The following is an 18,511-nucleotide window of genomic DNA, read 5'->3' as shown; positions in this document are numbered from 1 at the left end:
TTCAATTGCCCAAAGCTATTACGAAGTCGCGTTGTTCATCGCGCTCAGTGCGATACCAACCATCCGGACCCAACCTGCCCCATGAGTAGCATCGCTCGAGCCACAGCTCCGAGCGGCTGGGACGGAAATAATCGAGAACTAGCGAAGCCACCATTATCAAAGCCGAGGCAGTCAGAATCAACCAGAAACTCCCGACAATAATCATCAAGAAAACCACTACTCCGCTGAGTGCGCCGACCAATACCTGAGCTCGACCGAACCGTTCATCGCCGCGTTGAATGGCTCGAAAGCCTTCGTGAACATCGTATGCTGCCAGCAGAATCCCGCCGAACACTCCAAGGCCGCGCCCAAGTTTCCGGATTGCAGTGCCCACGGACCGAACCCTTTCACTGCTTCGCATGGCCAATTGCCCTCGGCCCACCTTCTCAGCAACCTCCCCAATTGCCTCTGCATAGATTCCGCTGATCAGCGTGTACTGCGTCAGGATGCGGCGCTGCACCTGGGGACGCTGATGGGCGAGTGATCGCGACATCTCTCCTTGTAGCGACGACAGGCTCGCGTGGCTGAGCAGCGCTCCGAGAATAGTGCCCCCACCGACACTGATGGCCCTGTTCACCGATGGGCTGGCGCGCTGCATCCGCGATTTCCAGGCGGAGAACCCTAGCTGTCGCAACGCGTCGGGATCATGCACCCGCGAGGCAAGCCAGGTGATTCGGGCCTGCATCTGTTCGGGCCCCCGCAGGTGCTCGGGCATTGCGCGCAGGTCCCACTCGTTGACTGCCACCAGCCACTTGTTGCTGGTTACCGAGTTCATCGGTACGCCGCGAGCCTCCCATCCACGCATCTGGGCAACCACCGCCGCGCGCATCCGATGCTCCGAGACGGGTTCACCGGTCAGCTCGATCATGCTGCGTGCCAGGTGACGCCAGAAGTCCCGACCCGTGCCCCGGATCTCCACGACCACCATCGGTTGCTCGGTCACCGTGCCCAGCTTGACCAGACTGCGATAGACCACGCCCGAGCTCGCCGCCTTCATGGCGGTACGCTCGATCGGGCCGGACAGCCTCGCGATGAACGCGCCCATCGCGTCGGTTTCAGCGGGCCCTACCCGGCGCGCCGCCAGGGTGAACGCAGCCGCGAAGTTCCCCCACGGCAGTGAGGCCCAGTCGTACGAGGAGGAGGCCTCGAGCGGTTGCAGCAGTTGCGTCTGGTTGTAGCCCAGGGCGCGCTGGATCGGGTTGTCGTCCGAATCGGTCTGCAGCCAATCGGTGTAGAGCTTCGCGCACTCCGCCTTGTCCTGCGTGGATCCGATGCACGCGCTCAGCGAGACGATGTAGGCACCCCCGCTTCGAGCATCCTCGCAATCGAAGTTGCAGGCGAAGTGCTCGGCCAGGCTCTTGCTTTGCATCCACTGGCAGTGTGCCGTGGCCAACGGGTCGATGACCGCCTGGTAGAACTCGCTCAACCGGTTTTCCAGGCCTTCCCTCCACGCGCGCCGGGCGTTCTCGTCGTATCGTCCGCCAATGTACAAGCCTGTGGCTTCGTCCTTGCGCCCGGCATGGGTGCTCCATGCAGCGTCCGCGGCCCGATCGAGGGCGTCCTGGTTCAGCCGCGCCCGAATCTCCCTGGCACGTTCCGGGTTGGCAGGACGTGCGGAGTTGCCCCTCCACTGCTCGATCTCCCATTCGCGGGCCTGGGATTCGAGGCGATTCGTCAGACGATTTTCGGCATCCTCCCTGACCACGAACTCAAGTTTCTCGATCGCCTCGCATACGGCGATCTTGCGGCGTGTCTCGGAGTCATAGGACTCGATGTAGCTCTCAAGCTCGTGGTTCATGACCTCGGCAAGATCGGACGCAATTCCCTCGGGGTCAGGCAGCGCGAGAAGCAAGCCCTTTCCGGGCGCCAGCCGCTCGGCAGAGTGCTGGATCATCCGGGCGAGTGAGTCTCCACCGGCCCGGGGAAGCGCGGCCCAGGGCAGAGCGCGCCTGAGCAAGCTGCTGCTGTCGGAAAGGTAAGAGAGTTCAAGGACGTGCCGGCCGACCTCCTGGATGGGCGCTGCCCCGTCATGGGAATTGCCGCCCAGCCATTGCGCAGGATCGAACTTCACCATGTGACGCTCGCGCAGGGCCCCGTCACTTCGATGCTCGTCCTCGACGGCCATCGTCCATCGAACGGGGGAGTAGCTTATCCACACCGGCTTGGTCGCACGGTTGGCATTGGGGATGGTGATCAGGGAGGCCGCACCCTGATGACCGACGTCGCTGCAAGGCAGCGGAGCATCGCTGTCCTGTTCGGTCGACCACAGGGTGTGCCTGAAGAGGAAGCCGCGGTCACTGACCTGATAGACGTCGAGCTCCCCGCGGTTCTCGTCGAAGACGTACACCCAGCCGGTGCGAAGTGTGCGAAGGGCGTAGCCGTAGGGGTCTTCCGAGTCGATCGCTATCGACTCGACCCCCATCTCGTGCTTCGCCAGGGGCCCCTCGAGCTTGCGCAGCCCCGGCAGGTTCGGCGATCGGACCAGCCCGTATCGCACCGGAAGAATCGGTAGACCGATTCGATGGTAGGGGCAGGTGCTGCGGCAGTCACGCCCGCGTAGCGAGGTGTCGGGCGGAGTGGCGGTGGCGGTGGTCATACGCTTCTGCTTCCTTGCAGGAGTTCGTCGCGAATAGAGGTGCGGGCAGCCGCGTCCAGATCGGAGGTGGCTGCAAGGTAGGGAAAGTCGATGTCGATGTCGGTGTCGCAGCGAGCGAGCGTGATTCGCTTTGCCATCGCCGGATGGGCATCGAACTCCGGGTGGATCAGGAACGCGTGCTCGACGAAGCGCTGAAGGTCCTGGGTTGCCTCAAGCCCGTGGATGTTTCGAGCGCGCAGCAGGGCTTGCCTGGCCACTCGTCCGCGGTCGATGCGGGTGCTGAGTCCCTCCGAGGCCTCGCGCTGCAGCACCCGATTGATGATGCCTAGCCCATCCAGGAGGGCTCCCTGCTCGGCGTCGAGTCGAAGCTTGCTTCGTGACACCGCAGGCGGATTGTCGGACTGGTCGAATGAAATGCATTCGCGACCAAAGACGGCCGTGGCACGACGGACCGGGCCCAGGAACTGGTTCACCTGGGATGGGGAGAAGATTTCGACGAGATGCACCAGGACCCGCGGGTCCTGTGGGCGCAGGTAGATTTCGGCGTCGTCGGCATGCGCGGTGATGTGGCGGCTCAGGTGCCCCGCCACCACCTCGGGTTCGGAATCACTTTCCAGCAGCACTCCAAGCAGCGGGAATGACCCCTCCCCGGGCACATGGCCCAGCACACTTTCCAGGCAAGCATCCCGCGCATCCGCGCCCAACGTGGCAAGGTCAACGAGCTCGGGAAACAGATGTGCCAGACGCCTCTGTCCACGGGGGACGATCGCCACCCCGACTACGCCGACAGGCCTGTCGAGAACGGGGTGGGCTATGGGATCGATCAAGGCGAACCTGTGCCGGTCCAGTACCCGGTGATCGAATGGGGCACTCATGGGCCGATCCTGACGGTTCCACCGGAAGCCGTTGCACCCGCCGCCAGGGATGGGCACAGCTCGCCATCGGCGAACTCGATGCTCTGCACGGCCCCACCCACCGGTCCCGCCAGCTCCTTCCTCGCCGCCTTGAAATCGATCGCCCCTGGCGCCCCCAGCTCGATGTTCTCGCCATCGAGCTTGAAGTAGGCCCCGGCCGCGGTCATCAGCAGGTGCGTGGCGGCGGTCATCGCCGCGTTCGCCTGGTGGCTGGCCAGGGTCAGCGTCGCCTTGCTGCGCAAGCTGGCCGTATTGCCCTGCGCCTGCACGCTGACCCTGCCGCTGGCGGCATGCAGGGCGATGCCGGTTTCCTGGTTCGGCTTTTGCGCGGCCGTCGCCATGCCGTGGGTGAACACGCTGACACCGCCGCCGGCACTGAGCACGGTGCTGCCCTGGCTGATCCAGTCGATGTCCTGCTGGGCGCTCACGACGGTGTGCGTTCCCGACACCCAGACCTGGCTGGCCGGGGTCAACGCCGCCAACCCGGCGGCAGCCTCGGCCACCAGCAGCGGTTCGCTGAAGGCCGGCACGCCGCCGCCCGCGGAATCCCCCTGGCCGTGGGTGCTGGTCAATGCGTCGCCAACGCCTTGCAGCGACGCGCTCGCCGGCAACGTGTCGGGCTCGCCTTCCAGCGCAGCGTCCTGCGCGCTGGCCGTTTGGCCCAGGCTGTCGATCAACGAGCGACCCTGCATCAGCTGGGTGCGGGCCACCTCTGCCGTGAGCTGCTGCCCGCCGCTCGAACTACTGAGCAGCAACCCCCTGCCCGCGCGCAAGGCACCCTGGGCCCCGGTATGCAGGCTCAGCCCGAAGCCGAGATCGTCCTCGCGCCGGTTGTCCCGCTGCGCCTTCAGGTGGCCCATCATCAAGGTGGCACCGGTGCGTGTGGTGGACAGCTCGACGCGCGCCTGCCCGGGCGTGTCATCGAACACCAGCTGCTGGTAGTCGCCATCGCCCGTGCCGCTGCTGGCCAGCGCCTGGCTCTTGTAGCCCGAGAGCACCGCCGGGTGGCCGTTGCCGCTGAACCAGGCCGGTGCGTTGCCGGTGGCGCCTGCAGGTCCGCCGGCCACCGCGTTGTGCTGCGCATCCTCGTGGCCGCGGCCGTTGTAGGCCGCGCCGATCACCACGGGGCGGTCGATGTCGCCCTCCAGGAACGCGACCAGCACTTCCTGGCCCACGCGCGGAATGAAGTTCGTACCGAAGTTGGGGCCCGCCACCGGCGTGGCCACGCGAACCCAGGCTTGCGCGCCGCCCGCCTGGGCATGGCCGGGGGCGTTGTCGTCGCCGCGCGGATGCTCGAGGCGGCTGCTGGCCTGCGCGCCGCGCTGCCATGGGAACTGCAGCAGCACACGGTGATCGCGGTCGGTGTGCACGGGGGTGCCGGCGCCCACCACGATGGCGCTCTGCACGCCACGAACCTGCGGTCGCGGATGCAGGCGCTCGCCGTGGCCATCCTGCGTCGCGGGCCGGTAGGGCCGCGCCGAGGGCAGCGCGACGAACCGGTTGCGGTAGCTGTCCACATCGTCCACCGGCGGATGCGCGTCCATACCGCCGAGGCCGCACAGCGCCACAGGCAGCGGCAGCATCGGCTTCGGCGGGCCCAGATGCTGCGCCACGCTGGCGTGGAGTTCATCGCCCAGGTTGTTGCGGGCCGCGTGCTCCACCCGCAGGCACACATGGCTGGCCGCCTCGGCATCCGCGTACTGGTGGTGGCCGGACAGCGTGAAGCGAAGGCCCGGTGCCAGGCGACGCCAGCTGCCACCGCCACTCACCTGGTGCTGCCCCACCTGCAACGCCTCGGCGTGCTGGCGCGCCAGGCGCTCGCCGGTCTGGAAGTCCGGCCACGTGTAGGGTCCGCTGGGATCGCTGTCGGTCGCCACGCCCCCGGCACCGCCGAGGTCGGCATGCACTTCGCGCCACTGGTGCGCGCGGTAATCCCAGCTGCCGCGCGCCACGCGGCCCACGCCGAGTCGGCGCGCGCTGTGCCACCAGCCAATGCCGTCCTCGCGCTCGGTGGCCTCGGCGCGGTGGAATCGCACCGGCACCCCGGGCAGGTCGCCGAAGGCCTCGGCGCTGTCGGCAATCACCATCGTGTGCGTGCCCAGCGTGTCCCCATCGGCGGCCGCGCTGTGCTCGAAGCGATAGAACAGCCCCTCCTCGGCCAGCAGCCGATGCACGAAGGCATGGTCGCTTTCCTGGTACTGCGTGCACGCGCTGCGCTGCCGGTATACCGACGCGTCGGCCAACTGCCAGCGCCACGCCGGCACCACGCTGCCCAGCCCGCGATGACCTTCGAACAGGTAGTCGACGATCCCGACCACACTCATGTCGCGGAACTCGAAGCTGTCGGTCCGCAGGCGCAGGAACGACAACCACGGCTCCAACCGCAGCCGGTAGCGCGCCAGTCCCCCGTTGGCGCCCAGCAACTGGCAGGCGGTGACATGGCCGTGGAAGGGTCGCAGCGACGTGCGCGAATCGGCCGTCAGCAGCTCCAGCAAGGCAGGCGCGCCCAGCAACTGCTCCAGCGACAGGTGGGCATCGCCCGAGAGCGCGGTGATCTCGAACGCGAAGCCGCCGGCATCCAGGGATTCCCAGCCGTGCATGGCCTCGGCCACCAGCACGTCGGGCCCCAAGGGGGTGTGCAGGCGAAGCAGCCGGTCGGTCTGCGCCAGGGGGTGCAGCAGGGCACGTAGCGCGGCACCGATCCCGGCGCCGGAAGAGAAGTCGGTCATATCCTTTGACCTTGGGTGTTGAGTTGTCGTCCTTGAGCGCAGGAGTCTAGCACCAGCCCCGGGGGCCATTGCACCCCTGGCCCGTCAGTCGCCTGCCACCCGGACGTTGCGCCGATAGACCACCTGGCCGGCGATGGCCGTCACCAGGATGGCCGCATTGGTGACCACGAACACCCAGTTCTCGACCAGCCAGCTGTAGGCCACGAACGCGGTGCTGGCGGTGAGCTGCCCGGCGAACAGCCAGGGGGACACACCCTCCACGCTGCGGCTGCGCCACTGCTTGACGACCTGGCAGATCAAGGTGGCCAGCAGCACGATGGAAGCCGACCACCCCAGCAGCTGCTCCATCAGCGCGACACGTCCCCGCCGGTTCGACGCGCGCCCCCGTCAGGCACCAGCCGCAGCACCCGCCCGTCGCTCTCGTCGGTCAGCACGTAGATCGCACCGTCCGGGCCGACACGCACGTCGCGGATGCGGTCGCCGACTTCCTTGAGCAGGATCTCCTGCTCGCCCGGCTCGCCATTCTCGATCGGCACCCGGCGCAGCGACTCCTCGGCCAGCGCGGCCACGAACAGGCTGCCACGCCACTGCGGGAACAGGTCCCCGTCGTACAGCGCCAGGCCGGCCGGGGCGATCGACGGCGTCCAGACCAGGAAGGGCTCTTCCATGCCGGGCATGCGCGTGAACGGCGTGATCAGCGAGCGGCCGTAGTCGATGCCGTAGCTGACCACCGGCCAGCCGTAGTTGCGGCCGGGTTGGATGATGTTGATCTCGTCGCCACCGCGCGGCCCGTGCTCATGGGTATACAGGCGACCGCTGGATTCATCCCAGACGATGCCCTGCATGTGCCGGTGGCCGTAGCTGTAGATCTCGGGCAGCGCGCCCTCGCGCGACACGAACGGGTTGTCGCGTGGCGCGCTGCGTCGGTGTTGATGCGGATCAGCGTGCCCATGTGGCTGTCGAGCTTCTGCGACTCCTCGCGGAAGAAGAAGCCGTCGCCCATGCTCATCAGCAGCGTGCCGTCGGGCAGGAAGGCCATGCGCCCGCCGCCATGCACGTCGCCGGACTTGGCCGGCTGGGTGGTGAAGATCGGCTCGACATCGTGCAGGCGCTGGCCGTCGAACCTGGCCCGGACGATGCGGGTATGGTTCGCGTCGTCGGTGCCGTGCACGAAGGAGAGGTAGAGGATGCCGCTGCTGGCGAAGTTCTCGGCCGGCAGCACTTCCAGCAGGCCGGACTGGCCCGAATCGAGCACCGGCGGCACGCCCTCCACCGGCGCCTCGCGCAACACGCCGTTCTCGATCACCCGCAAGCGACCGGGGCGCTCGGTGACCAGTTGCCGGCCATCGGGCAGGAAGGCCAGCGACCAGGGGTGTTCCAGCCCCTCGGCCACGACCTCGACGCGGTACTCCGCCTGGGCGGCAACGGGGAACAACAGCACCATCGAAACCGCAAGCGGCGCAAGCATCCTCTTGATCATCACATTCCCTCCATGGCCAAGCGCCGAAGCTGTGTTGACACGACGCTCACATTTGCAGTCGACCATGGATCGGGAGAACAACCGGTGAAGACGTCCGATATCGGCAGGATCCTTCTGGCCTTCCTCATCGCGGTGGTCGTCGCCATCGCCTGGGGCTCCGTCGTGCAGACGCAGTACAACCTGGCGGCACTCTCGTCGATCGGCGTCGACGTCGACACGGTGCGCATGAACACGACCCTGCGCGACCTCTTCAGCGGCTTCTTCCCCACCTACGGCGGCTACATCGTGCTGCCGTCGCTGCTGGTGGCGTTCATCGCGGCCTGGCTGGTGATGTGGAAGTGGTTGCCGGCCGATCCGCTGGCCGCACGCCTGGCGCTGTTCGCGCTGGCGGGTGGCCTGGCGATCCTGATCGGAATCCCGCTGGTGAACTGGTTGTCGCCGCTGGCGCTGCTGATCGGCGCCTCGCGCGATTTCAGCTGCACCGCCTGGATGGCGGTCGGCGGGGCGGTCGCGGGGCTGATCTTCGCCGCGATGACGCACCGCCGGTGGATGCCTGCCGAACGCCAGGCCGCCGAACGCCAGGCCGCGTGACCTAGTCCAGGGACACGCCGGTCAGTTCCTCGCTGAGCTCGACCAGCTTTTGCTGCGCCTGCGTGTCGCCCGCCTGCGCGTGTGGCGTGGCCACCTCGCCATCGCGGTAGTACGCGCCGGCCTGCAGCGAGGGCGCGGTGATCAGCCCCATGACCGTGTCGCGGCCTTCGGCCACCGTGCTGCGGATCGGCCCACCCAGGCCCCGCACCATCGTCGTGTCCATCATGCTGGCCGGGTGCAATGAGATCATCGTGATGCCGTCGTTCGCGAAGTTCTCCGCAATCGCCGCCGTCATCGTGATCTGCGCCAGCTTGCTCTGCCCGTAGCCGCGCGCCTGCGCACCGGGCTGCTCCAGCATCACATCGTCGAAATCGATCGGATGCGCCGCACCGGAGGCCACGTTGATGATGCGCGAGGGCGCCGCGGCGGCCAGCGACGGGCGCAGTTTGTTCACCAGCACCCAGCCGGCCAGGTAATTCACCGCGAACTGCAGTTCGTGGCCGTCCTCACTCTCGTGGCGCGGCTGTTCGCGGTTGAACGCGATACCGGCGTTGTTGACCAGCAGGTCCAGGCGCGGATGGTCGCGGGCGATGGTGTCGGCGAAATCACGCACGCCCTGGATGGAGGCGAAGTCCGCAGCGATGAAGGTGGCCGAGCCGACGCCGCTGGCGGTGATCTCCTCGACCACTTGCTGCCCGCGCTCGGCATTGCGGCCGTGGACGATGACATGGGCACCGTCGGCGGCCAGCGCCAGGGCCAGCGCACGGCCGAGGCCGTCGGTGGAGCCGGTGACCAGGACGGTCTTCTCGGCGTAGCTGATCCGGTCCCCCTCGGGCTCGGCATGCGCAAGGGACGAAGCGCCAACGCAGGCGAACACCGACAGGGCCAAGCTGAGCAAAGTGCGCATGGGGGCATCCTCGAATGGGGGAATTCGAGGATAGGCCGTCACGCGCGCTGGGCCAAACGCGACCCGCAGCCGACGGGACGTCTCCCCGACCGTCGGGCGGTCTGCATGACCGGGGCGACGGCCTCCTGCATCCCGCCTGCATGCCCGGCCGGGTGGCCGAGTGCTGATCACCCGGCGTTGCCTTGGGAGCAAGGCCAACGGCCACGTCCCGGCGCGCGCGCGGGAAGGCATCCCGACGGCACGGCGTGGCATGGAGCTTGCTTCGTTCCCTACCGATGCACCCAAACCCCCGCACCCCCAACGAGGTATCCCCCAATGGCCCGCGACATCCTCAAGACCCTCAAAGCCGAACACAACGTGCTGCGCGACCTGTTCAAGCAGATCGACGCCACCACCGAACGCGCCAGCAAGGGGCGCGTGGAACTGCTCGAGAAGATCGAAGCCAACCTGCTGCCGCATGCGAAGTGGGAAGAGAAGGTCTTCTACCCCGCCTTCAAGGAACGCGCCGACCGCGATGGCCTCAAGACCCATGCCGAGGCGGTGCTGGAACATGCCGCCGTCGAGGAGACGGTGATCCCGCACGTGAAGGCTTCCGACGTGACCACGCCGGAGTTCGCCGGTCGGGTTAAGGTGTTCGGTGAGCTGATCGACCATCACGCCAGCGAGGAAGAGGACACGATGTTCAAGATGGCGCGCAAGTTGTTCAGCGCCGAAGAGCTGGCCCAGTTCGACGAGGACCACGAGGCATGGAAGGCTTCCACTGCTGCCACCGCTGCGATCACCGGCGCCAAGGCCAAGGCCGGCGCGAGGTCGACTGCGGCGAAGGTCTCCCAGGCGATCAGCCGCTGAGCGCATCCGCAGGCTTCCTGCCCACGCCGGCCGTTGAGCCGGCGATCACAGCTTGAAGACGGAGACGCAGCGCATGCCAGACCCATCGCCCGCGCCCGATTCGCCCGCAAGCAGCCACGAGAAGCGCTGGCTGCGCACCGATGTCGTGTTGCTGGTGATGGCCACCGGTGTGGTCTTCTGGCTCGTAGGCGACGTTTTGCTGCTGGTCTTTGGCGGATTGCTCATGGCGGTCGGCCTGGATGGCCTGGCCAGTGCGCTGGCCCGTAACAGCCCGCTTTCGCGCGTATGGTCGCTGGTTCTGGTGCTGGTTGTCGTGGTGGCGTCGCTGGCGGCGTGGCCATGTACATGGCCACGCCGCTTCTGGAACAGTTCGACGAACTGTGGAGCCGCGTCGCCGCTTTCATCGATGATCTGGTGGGGTGGCTGGGCCAGTTCGGCTGGGCGCAGCAATGGCTCGGCAACGGCAACTCCGATCAGTTGGCCGACGCCGCCAGCATGGTGGTGGACCACGTGGCGAAAGCGACGATGCTCCTGCTGGGCGCGCTCTCCAGCCTCGTCATCCTGCTTGCCCTCGGACTGTTCGCCGCCTTCAACCCGGGGCTTTACCGCAACGGCCTGCTGAAGCTGTTCCCGGACCCGCTTCGGCAGCGCATGGACCGAGCGCTGGGCGCCATCGCGCTCTCCCTGCGCTGGTGGTTCCTGGGGCAACTCGTCTCGATGCTGCTTCTCGGCGTCACCGTCAGCATCGGCCTACTGGTGATCGGCGTGGACGTGTGGCTTGGACTGGGCGTCCTGACCGCCCTGCTCACCTTCATCCCCTTCCTCGGCCCGCTGATCGCCGCGGTGCCCATCCTGCTGGCCGGGTTCGCCGAAGGCACGCAGGTGGGGCTGATCGTCCTGGTCTTCTATCTCATCGTGCAGAACATCGAAGGCAACATCGTGGTGCCGATGATCCAGCAACGCGCGGTGCACGTGGCGCCGGCGCTGATGATTGCCACGCAGGTGCTGATGGGCGTGCTGTTCGGCGTCATGGGCCTGATCCTGGCCGCGCCGCTGACGGTGGTGGCGATGGTGGCGGTCAACAAGCTCTACGTCGAGGACGTGCTGGGCAGACAGACCCAGTCCTGAGAATCCCCTGGGAAACAGCGCCCGGCGCGCCGGACTTCCGGCACGCGAGGCGCCCCGGCACCGCGCGCATCATCTTCCCTGCTGCACCGGTGCTACCCGGCCGTCATGGCCTGCCGCGGGGGACAGACATGCATGCACACACGACGGCAGCCGAGGCCGAACTCAGCTGGATGAGGATGGGCATCGTCGGCGGCCTGTGCGCCAGCGTTTTCTACCCCCTCCTGATCTTCCTGCCCGGCGCCCCCCTGGCGGTGAGCGCCACCCTCGCCGCCCTGCTGGGGCCGGCGATCGGCCTGGCCAGCCTGGGCCTGCATCGTCTGCTGCGACTCGGCGGGCGCCCCACCGCCTCGGCGATCGGCGCGATCAGCAATGTGGCCGCGGGCGCGCTCCTCACCGCGATGTTGCTGGTGCAACTGGGCGTTCGCAGCCGGGCGCCGGACACGGTGGGCGACATGGTGGGCATCTGGCTGGGCCTGGATGTCGCATGGGACGTCTACGTCGGCCTGGGAACCGTGTGCTCCGCGGTGTCGATGTTCGCGCATCCACGCTACCGCTGGCCGTTCGCCGTGCCGGGCCTGGCTATCGGCCTGCTGCTGCTCGTGCTGAACCTGTGGACCTTTCCCGAACCCCCCGACACCGCCGGCCTGGTCGATGTCGGTCCACTGGTGGGGCTGTGGTACCTGGTGGTAACCGTCCAGCTGTGGCGCAGCCTCGCCTGGGCCCGACAGGAGGTGACGCGATGAACCGTGTGATGGTGGCGCTGCTCGAGGCGGGCATCGTGCAGCCCGCCGTGTCGCTCGAGCTTCCGCTTGCCCAGGCCGGTGAAGCCCACCGGCAGGTCGAGACCGGCCATACCCGCGGCAAGGTGGTGCTGAGGGTGGTGAGGCAGCCGCGCTAGCCATTGTCTGCTCAACGATGCTGCACACCTCCGCCATCGGGTCGGAGGACAGCATGGGCCGAGGCCATCGCGGCGCCTGAGAGGCCGATCGCACAGACACTCACGCCGCGATCACACCGGCGCCATCGTTATCTTGTAACTTGAAACTCTGCCGCCGGTGTCGCGCTGCCGGCTGCCGTCACTCACGGCAAGGGGGGTTGCAATGGGTTGGTCTCGTTCCACCGCGGCGGCCCTGATCGCGTGCTGGACGGTCATCGCGTTGGTCCCAATCCCGTTACTGGCGCAGGAGCAGGCGACACAGGCCGACGGCCTGCTGTTCCAGGATGTCCGCGTATTCACCGGCACCGACACCACCCTGACGCCCTCCCAGAACGTCCTGGTGGTGGGCGACCGCATCCACACGGTTTCCCCCAACACCATCACACCCGAGCCGGGCCTGCAGGTCACCGTCATCGACGGGGGTGGGCGCACGCTGATGCCCGGCCTGATCGATGCCCACTGGCACTCCATGCTGATCGCCCCGGACATGCCCACGGCAATGACCGCCGATGCGGGCTACCTGAATTTCCTGGCCGGCGACGTGGCCCGGCAGACCCTGATGCAGGGCTTCACCAGCGTGCGCGACATGGGCGGCCCTTCCTTCGGTCTCAAGCGTGCGATCGACTCCGGCCTGGTGCCGGGGCCGCGGATTTTCCCCTCTGGCGCGATGATCTCGCAGACCGGCGGACACGGCGATTTCAGGATGCCCCATGAAGTGCCCCGGGCCGCCGGGGACGCGCTCAGCCACGCCGAGCGGATGGGCGTGGCGATGATCGCCGACAGCCCCGATGTGGTGCGCGTGCGCACCCGCGAGCAGCTGATGCTGGGTGCCACCCAGATCAAGTTGATGGCCGGCGGGGGCGTCAGTTCGATCTACGATCCGCTTGATGTCACGCAGTACACGGTCGCCGAGATCCGTGCGGCGGTGGAGGCCGCGGAGAACTGGGGCACGTACGTGGCCGTTCATGCCTACACGTCGAGGGCGGTGCGCCAGGCCATCGAGGCCGGCGTGAAATCGATCGAGCATGGCCAGCTTGTCGACGAGGACGTGGTGCGCCTGATGGCCCGCGAAGGCGTCTGGTGGAGCCTGCAGCCCTTCCTCGACGACGAGGACTCCAACCCCAAGCAAGGGCAGGCGCGGGTCAAGCAGTTGATGGTGTCGACCGGCACCGCCCGTGCGTTCGAGCTGGCCCGCAAGCACGACGTGCGGGTGGCCTTCGGCACCGACATCCTGTTCAACCGCGCCGGCCTGCCACGCCACGCCGCGCAGCTTGCCAAGCTGGCCACCTGGTACAGCCCGGGCGAGGTGTTGCGCATCGCCACCGGCAACAACGGCGAACTGCTGGCGCTCTCCGGCGAGCGCAACAGCTATCCGGGCAGGCTGGGGGTCATCGAGGAAGGCGCCATGGCCGACCTGTTGCTGGTGGACGGCGACCCCGTCGCCAACCTCCGGCTCATCGAGGATCCCGAGCGGAACTTCATCGTGATCGTCAAGGACGGCCGGATCGTCAAGAACACCATGGAGTGAACGACCCGCCGATCACCAGCTCGTGGTCGGCCACCGCCGGGAAGAACTCAACCGAAGCAAGAGGGAGGGATACCACCGTGCATCGTTCGTTGTTTTCCACCGCGTTGATCGCCGCAGCCACAGCCATCGCCGGGCCCGTCCAGGCGTCGGATTCCCCCTGGGAGGTCCGGGTCGTGCCCTACCTGTGGACGGCAGGTGTGGACGGGAGCCTGTCGCATGAAAATTTCCCCATCAGCCTGCATCCCCGCGCCAGCTTCAGCGATGTCTTCAGCCGTCTGGATGCCGCCGGCATGGTGGTGTTCGAGGCCCATCGGGAACGTTACGGGCTGTTCGGCGACATCGTTGCAGTCGACTTGAGCGACACCGTCAGGATCCCGCTGGGCGGCGTCCACTTCCCCATCGAGGTGAGCACCAGCACCACCACAGCGCTGTTGGCGATGCAGTACCGCCTGCGGCAGGACCGGCGCAGCCATCTCGACCTGGTGGCGGGCGTCCGCTTCTGGTCCCTGGGCACCCGCTTCACCTACAACGTGCCCAGCGAGATACCGGATGAACTGCCGATTCCGCGCCAGTACGGCATTTCGCAGCGCGAGTGGTGGCCTGACATCCAGGTCGGTCTGAAGGGCGCACACCACTTCGACAACGCCTTCTTCGTCAGCGGCTGGGCGCTCGCGGGTGCCGGCGGCGCCGACCTGACCACCGACCTGATGGTGTCGATCGGCTACGAGTTCGGCAGGCGCACCTCGCTGGTGCTGGGCTACCGGCGCATCGAGACCGATTTCAGCACCTCCGGCGGCTTCGCCTTCGATGCCGTCATGCATGGCCCGGGCGTGGCCCTCGAATTTCGCTTCTAGCGCCCCTTCAAACAGGAGAGATCCCCAGCGCCGCCCACGACGCGCGCATTTCCAAACAGGAGAAGCACACCATGTCGAATCGCAAGCTGAGTCTCATTCCCCTGGCAGCCGCGCTGGCGCTGTCCCTGAGTGCGCCAACCCAGGCGTGCACCTCGCTGACCTACACCGACGCGAACGGAAGCGTCTATCTTGGGCGCACGCTCGAGCTCTCCGCCGACCTGCCCTACCAGCTGCTGTACGTGCCCGCCGGGCATGCATTCCGCTCGCAGGTCCCGGGGCAGCGGGCACTCACCTACGAGGCGAAATATCCCCTGTTCGGCGTCACCATGCCCGACCGCCTGCCCACGGCCGACTCGCCGCTCGGCGTGGGCGACCTCAAGTTGATGGAGGGCTTCAACAACCAGGGGCTGACCTTCAGCCTGCTGGCCTATCCCTCAGCGGCGGGCCCGCAGGACTCGGTCGCGATGACCCGACGCGTGCTGTCGGCGCTGGACCTGGGCAGCTGGATACTGGCGCAGCATGCCAACGTGGACGAAGTGAAGCAGGCACTGACCCGGCAGACGGTGATGCTGGCGCCGCTGGCGGCGATCGGTGGCGCACTGCCGCCGTTCCACTACGTGGTCCACGACCGCGGCGGCGCCTCGATCGTCATCGAGTTCAACAAGGGCCAGATGACCGTGCACGACAACCCGGTGGGCGTGATGACCAATGGCCCCGAGTTCGAGTGGCACCTCACCAACCTCAACAACTACACCTTTCTCTCCAACCTCGACCAACCCACGGCCACCTTTGGCGACTTCACTGCCACGCAGCCCGACTCAGGCATCGCCACCGCCGGCCTGCCGGCGTCGAACACCTCGGTGGGGCGCTTCGTCCGTGCGGTGTACTACTCGAAGTTCGCCGAGAAGGTCGACGATCCGGATGCCGCCGTGATCACGCTGGGCCGCATCATGAACAACTTCGACCGGCCCAAGGGCATCACCATCGACGAGCGCGAGGGTGGCGGCGAGCACATGGACCTCACCGCCCTGGTCAGTGACGCGTCCCAGTACTCCACCGAATTCACCTCGTGGACCAACCTCACCGACCTGAGCCGGAACCGGTTCCACATCCGGACCTACGACTCGCTCAACTACACGATGATCGATCTGGAGCAGCTTTCGCAGACCGACGGTGTGCGGATATTGCCGCTCAAGCGCCTCGATGCCTCGACGCCGGACGGCACTTCGGCCGTGATCGCCGGCATGGCACCCTGAGTCAGGCAGGCCCCGGGGGCGCTGAACCCTGATTCGTCGATTCAGCGCCCCTCGTATCTCTCACACCAGCCGCCGCACCGCCCGGTACTCGCGCAGCCTGCGTTGCCGCAGCGTGGCGCTCAGCCACAGGGTGCCCGCCAGCCAGCCCAGCGCCACCAGCAGCAGTACCAGCCCGTCGACGCGCCAATGCGTGGCGCCCAGCAGCCAGATGGCCGCGTTCGCCAGCAGCGAATAGCCCAGCAGGGCCCAGGCCGTCGCCCGCGCAAGCCACAGGTCGCGCAGACCGGTGCGCAGTTGCGCCATGCGCAGGTGCGCGTAAACGCCGGCGCTCTGGGTGAGATCTTCGCCGCGCTGACCTGGCTTGCGCAGCGCGATGATCCACACCGTCGGCAGGAACACCGCGTAGAACGGCATCAGCAACCAGTGCGTCGGGGTCATGCCGCCGCTGACCAGCGCGGGCACGAACACCGCCACCGCGGCCAGCGTCAGCACCACCTCCAGCACGCGCAGCGCGCGGTGGCGCCAGTGGCGTTGGCGCACCCGGCGCGCCAGGTCGGGCGACGCCTTGGGTGGCGCTTCGCCCTTGAAGGCTTGGGAAAGTTGATCATCGAAGTTCATCGTCACGCCTCCTCGCGGGACAGGGCCTTCAGGCGCTCGCGGGCGCGGTGCAGGCGCACGCCCACGTTCTCGACTGAAATTCCCAGCATGTCCGCGGTCTCCTGGTAGTCGAAGCCTTCCAGCTGCAGCATCAGCACCTGCCGCAGCTTCAACGGCAGCGTGGCCAGTGCATCGAACAGCCACTGGGTGCGGCTGCCCATGTCGCGCGCGCCGGGGTCGGGGGCATCGTGCAGCGCCTCGTCGAACGGCACCGGATTGGGCGTCCGGGTTTCCGAGCGCACGTGGCTGGCGCCGAGGTTGTGCGCGATGCGCAACACGAAGGGCAGCAGCATGGCCGGGTCGCGCAGGCGCGGCAGGCTTTCCCAGATCGCCAGCAACACCTCCTGCAGCAGCTCCTCGCGCACTGCCGGGTTCAGCTCATAGCCGCACACCGCACGCCACAGCTGCGGATGGAAGGCTTGGACCTGGGGCCAGAGGGCGTGCATGGGCGGGAAGTTTCAACCGTTGGCTCGGGGTATCAGCAGCCCTAGTCGCAGCGGGCGGGTGATTTCTTACAGCCGGAAAAAATTATTTTTTGTTCGTAAGAAATCCACGGCGACGGCGCACTTGTTGGGCGAACCCACCCGAAAGGCACCGCCCATGAGGCTCATCATCTTCCTGATCTTCCTGCTCTTCCCGATTTCCATACTGCTGATGCCCTGGCCCGCGCAGGGCCAGCCGAACCACGGCCCGCTGGCCCTGGACAACGTACAGGTGATCGACGCCGAGCACGAGCGCGTCAGCGCACCGCGTTGCGTACGCATCGAGACCGGCCGGCTGGCGCGCATCGACGAGGCCGGCAGTGCCGAGTGCCATGAACAAGCGCAGGTGCTCGACCTCCAAGGCCGCTACCTGATGCCCGGCCTGATCGACATGCACGCCCACCTCGACCTCGGCCCGATGGAGATCCTGCAAGAGGACGGCCAGGTGCTGGGGCAGGCCCTGCCCGACGACGAGATCGCCGAGCACAACGCGCGCCGCCTGGTGGCCTTTGGTGTCACCACCGTGCGCAATCCCGGCGGCGATCTGGAATCCGCCGCACGCTACAAGGCCCGGCGCGCGGCCGGCGAACTGGTCGGCCCGGAGCTTTTCAACGCCGGCCTGATCATCAACAACGCCAAGCTGCGCGGCCTGGCCGTGGCCGCGGAAACACCCGACGACGTGCGCCGCCTCGTGGCGGAACAGGTCGCCGGCGGCGCCGACTGGATAAAGTTCTACACCGGCCTGTCGCCGGAGATGCTGCAGGCCGGCATCGACGAGGCCCGCGCCCACGGCCGGCCGAGCGTGGCGCACCTGGAGGACATCGCCTGGACCGACGCGCTGGCGATGGGCCTGGACGGCATCGTCCACCTGATGCCGCTGAGCCCGGACCTGCGCACCACCGAGCAGCGCGACGCCTGGCAGGCCACCTCGCGCGGCGCGACCTACAGCTTCTTCGAATGGTGGGAACACTTCGACGTCGACGGCCCGCATGCCGAACAGCTCATCGCCGCGTTCGAGCAGCACCGCCCGGTGTTCGACGCCACCGTGATGGTGTTCCACGCCGCCTTCGTGCAGGACTCCGACGACACCTACAAGGAAGACTCGCGCCGATATGCCCACCCGCGCCTGCTGGCGAACTGGAACGAGTGGTTCACCTTCGGCCTCGGCTGGGAGGCGGAGGACTTCGAGCGCGCCCGCGCCGTGTGGCCGAAGGTGCAGCGCATGGCGGCACGCCTGCACGCCACCGACGCGCGCATGACCATCGGCACCGACATGGGCAACCCGTGGGTCGCGCCGGGCATCAGCGTGCACCGTGAAATGGAACTGCTGGCTGACGCCGGCGTGCCCGCACCGCGCCTGCTGCTGGCCGCCACCAGTAATGCCGCCGACGCCCTGGGCATCGGCGAGCAAACCGGCCGCATCGCCTCCGGCTACCAGGCCGACCTGCTGGTGCTCGACGCCAACCCGCTGCTCGACATTTCCAACACGAAACAGATCCACGCCGTCGTCCTCGACGGACAGCTGCTCACCACCGAAGCACTCAATCAACTGAAGGGAGAATGA

Annotated in this window: 17 protein-coding genes and 1 pseudogene; 9 read left to right on the top strand and 9 right to left on the bottom strand. The window is 67.4% G+C overall.

The window, feature by feature from the left end:
* Nucleotide 1 precedes the first annotated feature (1 nt).
* From FU658_RS10730 to FU658_RS15370, 5 genes and pseudogenes are all read right to left on the bottom strand, one after another.
* Nucleotides 2-2,635, bottom strand: coding sequence for a T6SS effector BTH_I2691 family protein (locus FU658_RS10730; RefSeq protein ID WP_147892082.1), 2,634 nt, complete (start codon nt 2,633-2,635; stop codon nt 2-4).
* Nucleotides 2,632-3,510: a DUF4123 domain-containing protein gene (locus FU658_RS10725; RefSeq protein ID WP_147892081.1), complete on the bottom strand. Its 879-nt coding sequence runs from the start codon at nt 3,508-3,510 to the stop codon at nt 2,632-2,634. The genes FU658_RS10730 and FU658_RS10725 overlap by 4 nt, the downstream gene beginning before the upstream one ends.
* Entirely contained in the window at nt 3,507-6,278 is a 2,772-nt protein-coding gene (locus tag FU658_RS10720; RefSeq protein ID WP_147892080.1) for a type VI secretion system Vgr family protein, read from the bottom strand. The genes FU658_RS10725 and FU658_RS10720 overlap by 4 nt, the downstream gene beginning before the upstream one ends.
* 84 nt (nt 6,279-6,362) lie before the next feature.
* Nucleotides 6,363-6,626 (bottom strand): PQ-loop repeat-containing protein, encoded by a 264-nt coding sequence (locus FU658_RS10715; RefSeq protein WP_147892079.1) that lies wholly within the window; start codon nt 6,624-6,626, stop codon nt 6,363-6,365.
* Nucleotides 6,626-7,722: pseudogene (locus tag FU658_RS15370) on the bottom strand (PQQ-dependent sugar dehydrogenase). The gene FU658_RS10715 and the pseudogene FU658_RS15370 overlap by 1 nt, the downstream one beginning before the upstream one ends.
* Before the next feature lie 120 nt (nt 7,723-7,842).
* Here FU658_RS15370 and FU658_RS10705 point away from each other — a divergent pair.
* Nucleotides 7,843-8,349: a hypothetical protein gene (locus FU658_RS10705; RefSeq protein WP_147892078.1), complete on the top strand. Its 507-nt coding sequence runs from the start codon at nt 7,843-7,845 to the stop codon at nt 8,347-8,349.
* Nucleotide 8,350: 1 nt separating this feature from the next.
* Here FU658_RS10705 and FU658_RS10700 read toward each other — a convergent pair whose 3' ends face one another.
* On the bottom strand, nt 8,351-9,256 hold the full coding sequence (locus FU658_RS10700) for an SDR family NAD(P)-dependent oxidoreductase (RefSeq protein WP_187266064.1): 906 nt from the start codon (nt 9,254-9,256) through the stop codon (nt 8,351-8,353).
* Nucleotides 9,257-9,571: 315 nt separating this feature from the next.
* Between FU658_RS10700 and FU658_RS10695 the strand changes: the two genes are divergently transcribed.
* Complete coding sequence (locus tag FU658_RS10695) at nt 9,572-10,105, top strand: hemerythrin domain-containing protein (protein WP_147892076.1); 534 nt, start codon at nt 9,572-9,574, stop codon at nt 10,103-10,105.
* A 45-nt stretch (nt 10,106-10,150) separates the two neighbouring features.
* Here FU658_RS10695 and FU658_RS10690 read toward each other — a convergent pair whose 3' ends face one another.
* Nucleotides 10,151-10,330, bottom strand: a complete 180-nt coding sequence (locus FU658_RS10690) for a hypothetical protein (protein WP_147892075.1) — start codon at nt 10,328-10,330, stop codon at nt 10,151-10,153.
* 60 nt (nt 10,331-10,390) lie between these two features.
* On the opposite strand from FU658_RS10690, the gene FU658_RS10685 reads away from it, so the two are divergent.
* The 6 genes from FU658_RS10685 (at nt 10,391) to FU658_RS10665 (ending at nt 15,808) form a co-directional block, all read left to right on the top strand.
* Nucleotides 10,391-11,233, top strand: a complete 843-nt coding sequence (locus tag FU658_RS10685) for an AI-2E family transporter (RefSeq protein WP_147892074.1) — start codon at nt 10,391-10,393, stop codon at nt 11,231-11,233.
* 128 nt (nt 11,234-11,361) lie between these two features.
* Complete coding sequence (locus FU658_RS14805; RefSeq protein WP_222708422.1) at nt 11,362-11,976, top strand: hypothetical protein; 615 nt, start codon at nt 11,362-11,364, stop codon at nt 11,974-11,976.
* Entirely contained in the window at nt 11,973-12,131 is a 159-nt protein-coding gene (locus FU658_RS14800; protein ID WP_222708421.1) for a zinc-binding dehydrogenase, read from the top strand. Before FU658_RS14805 ends, FU658_RS14800 begins: the two co-directional genes overlap by 4 nt.
* Before the next feature lie 202 nt (nt 12,132-12,333).
* Complete coding sequence (locus FU658_RS10675) at nt 12,334-13,698, top strand: metal-dependent hydrolase family protein (RefSeq protein ID WP_147892072.1); 1,365 nt, start codon at nt 12,334-12,336, stop codon at nt 13,696-13,698.
* A 77-nt stretch (nt 13,699-13,775) separates the two neighbouring features.
* Nucleotides 13,776-14,552 (top strand): hypothetical protein, encoded by a 777-nt coding sequence (locus tag FU658_RS10670; RefSeq protein WP_147892071.1) that lies wholly within the window; start codon nt 13,776-13,778, stop codon nt 14,550-14,552.
* A gap of 71 nt (nt 14,553-14,623) precedes the next feature.
* Nucleotides 14,624-15,808, top strand: a complete 1,185-nt coding sequence (locus tag FU658_RS10665; RefSeq protein WP_147892070.1) for a linear amide C-N hydrolase — start codon at nt 14,624-14,626, stop codon at nt 15,806-15,808.
* 60 nt (nt 15,809-15,868) lie between these two features.
* On the opposite strand, the gene FU658_RS10660 is transcribed toward FU658_RS10665, so the two are convergent.
* Together FU658_RS10660 and FU658_RS10655 are read right to left on the bottom strand one after the other, a co-directional pair.
* Nucleotides 15,869-16,426 (bottom strand): hypothetical protein, encoded by a 558-nt coding sequence (locus FU658_RS10660; RefSeq protein ID WP_147892069.1) that lies wholly within the window; start codon nt 16,424-16,426, stop codon nt 15,869-15,871.
* A gap of 2 nt (nt 16,427-16,428) precedes the next feature.
* Nucleotides 16,429-16,911: an RNA polymerase sigma factor gene (locus FU658_RS10655; RefSeq protein WP_147892068.1), complete on the bottom strand. Its 483-nt coding sequence runs from the start codon at nt 16,909-16,911 to the stop codon at nt 16,429-16,431.
* Between the two features lie 154 nt (nt 16,912-17,065).
* On the opposite strand from FU658_RS10655, the gene FU658_RS10650 reads away from it, so the two are divergent.
* Nucleotides 17,066-18,511: an amidohydrolase family protein gene (locus FU658_RS10650; RefSeq protein WP_187266062.1), complete on the top strand. Its 1,446-nt coding sequence runs from the start codon at nt 17,066-17,068 to the stop codon at nt 18,509-18,511.

Origin of the sequence: Alkalisalibacterium limincola (assembly GCF_008017755.1) — a bacterium.
Lineage (GTDB): Bacteria > Pseudomonadota > Gammaproteobacteria > Xanthomonadales > Xanthomonadaceae > Alkalisalibacterium > Alkalisalibacterium limincola.
This window is presented reverse-complemented; position numbering and strand designations above follow the sequence as displayed.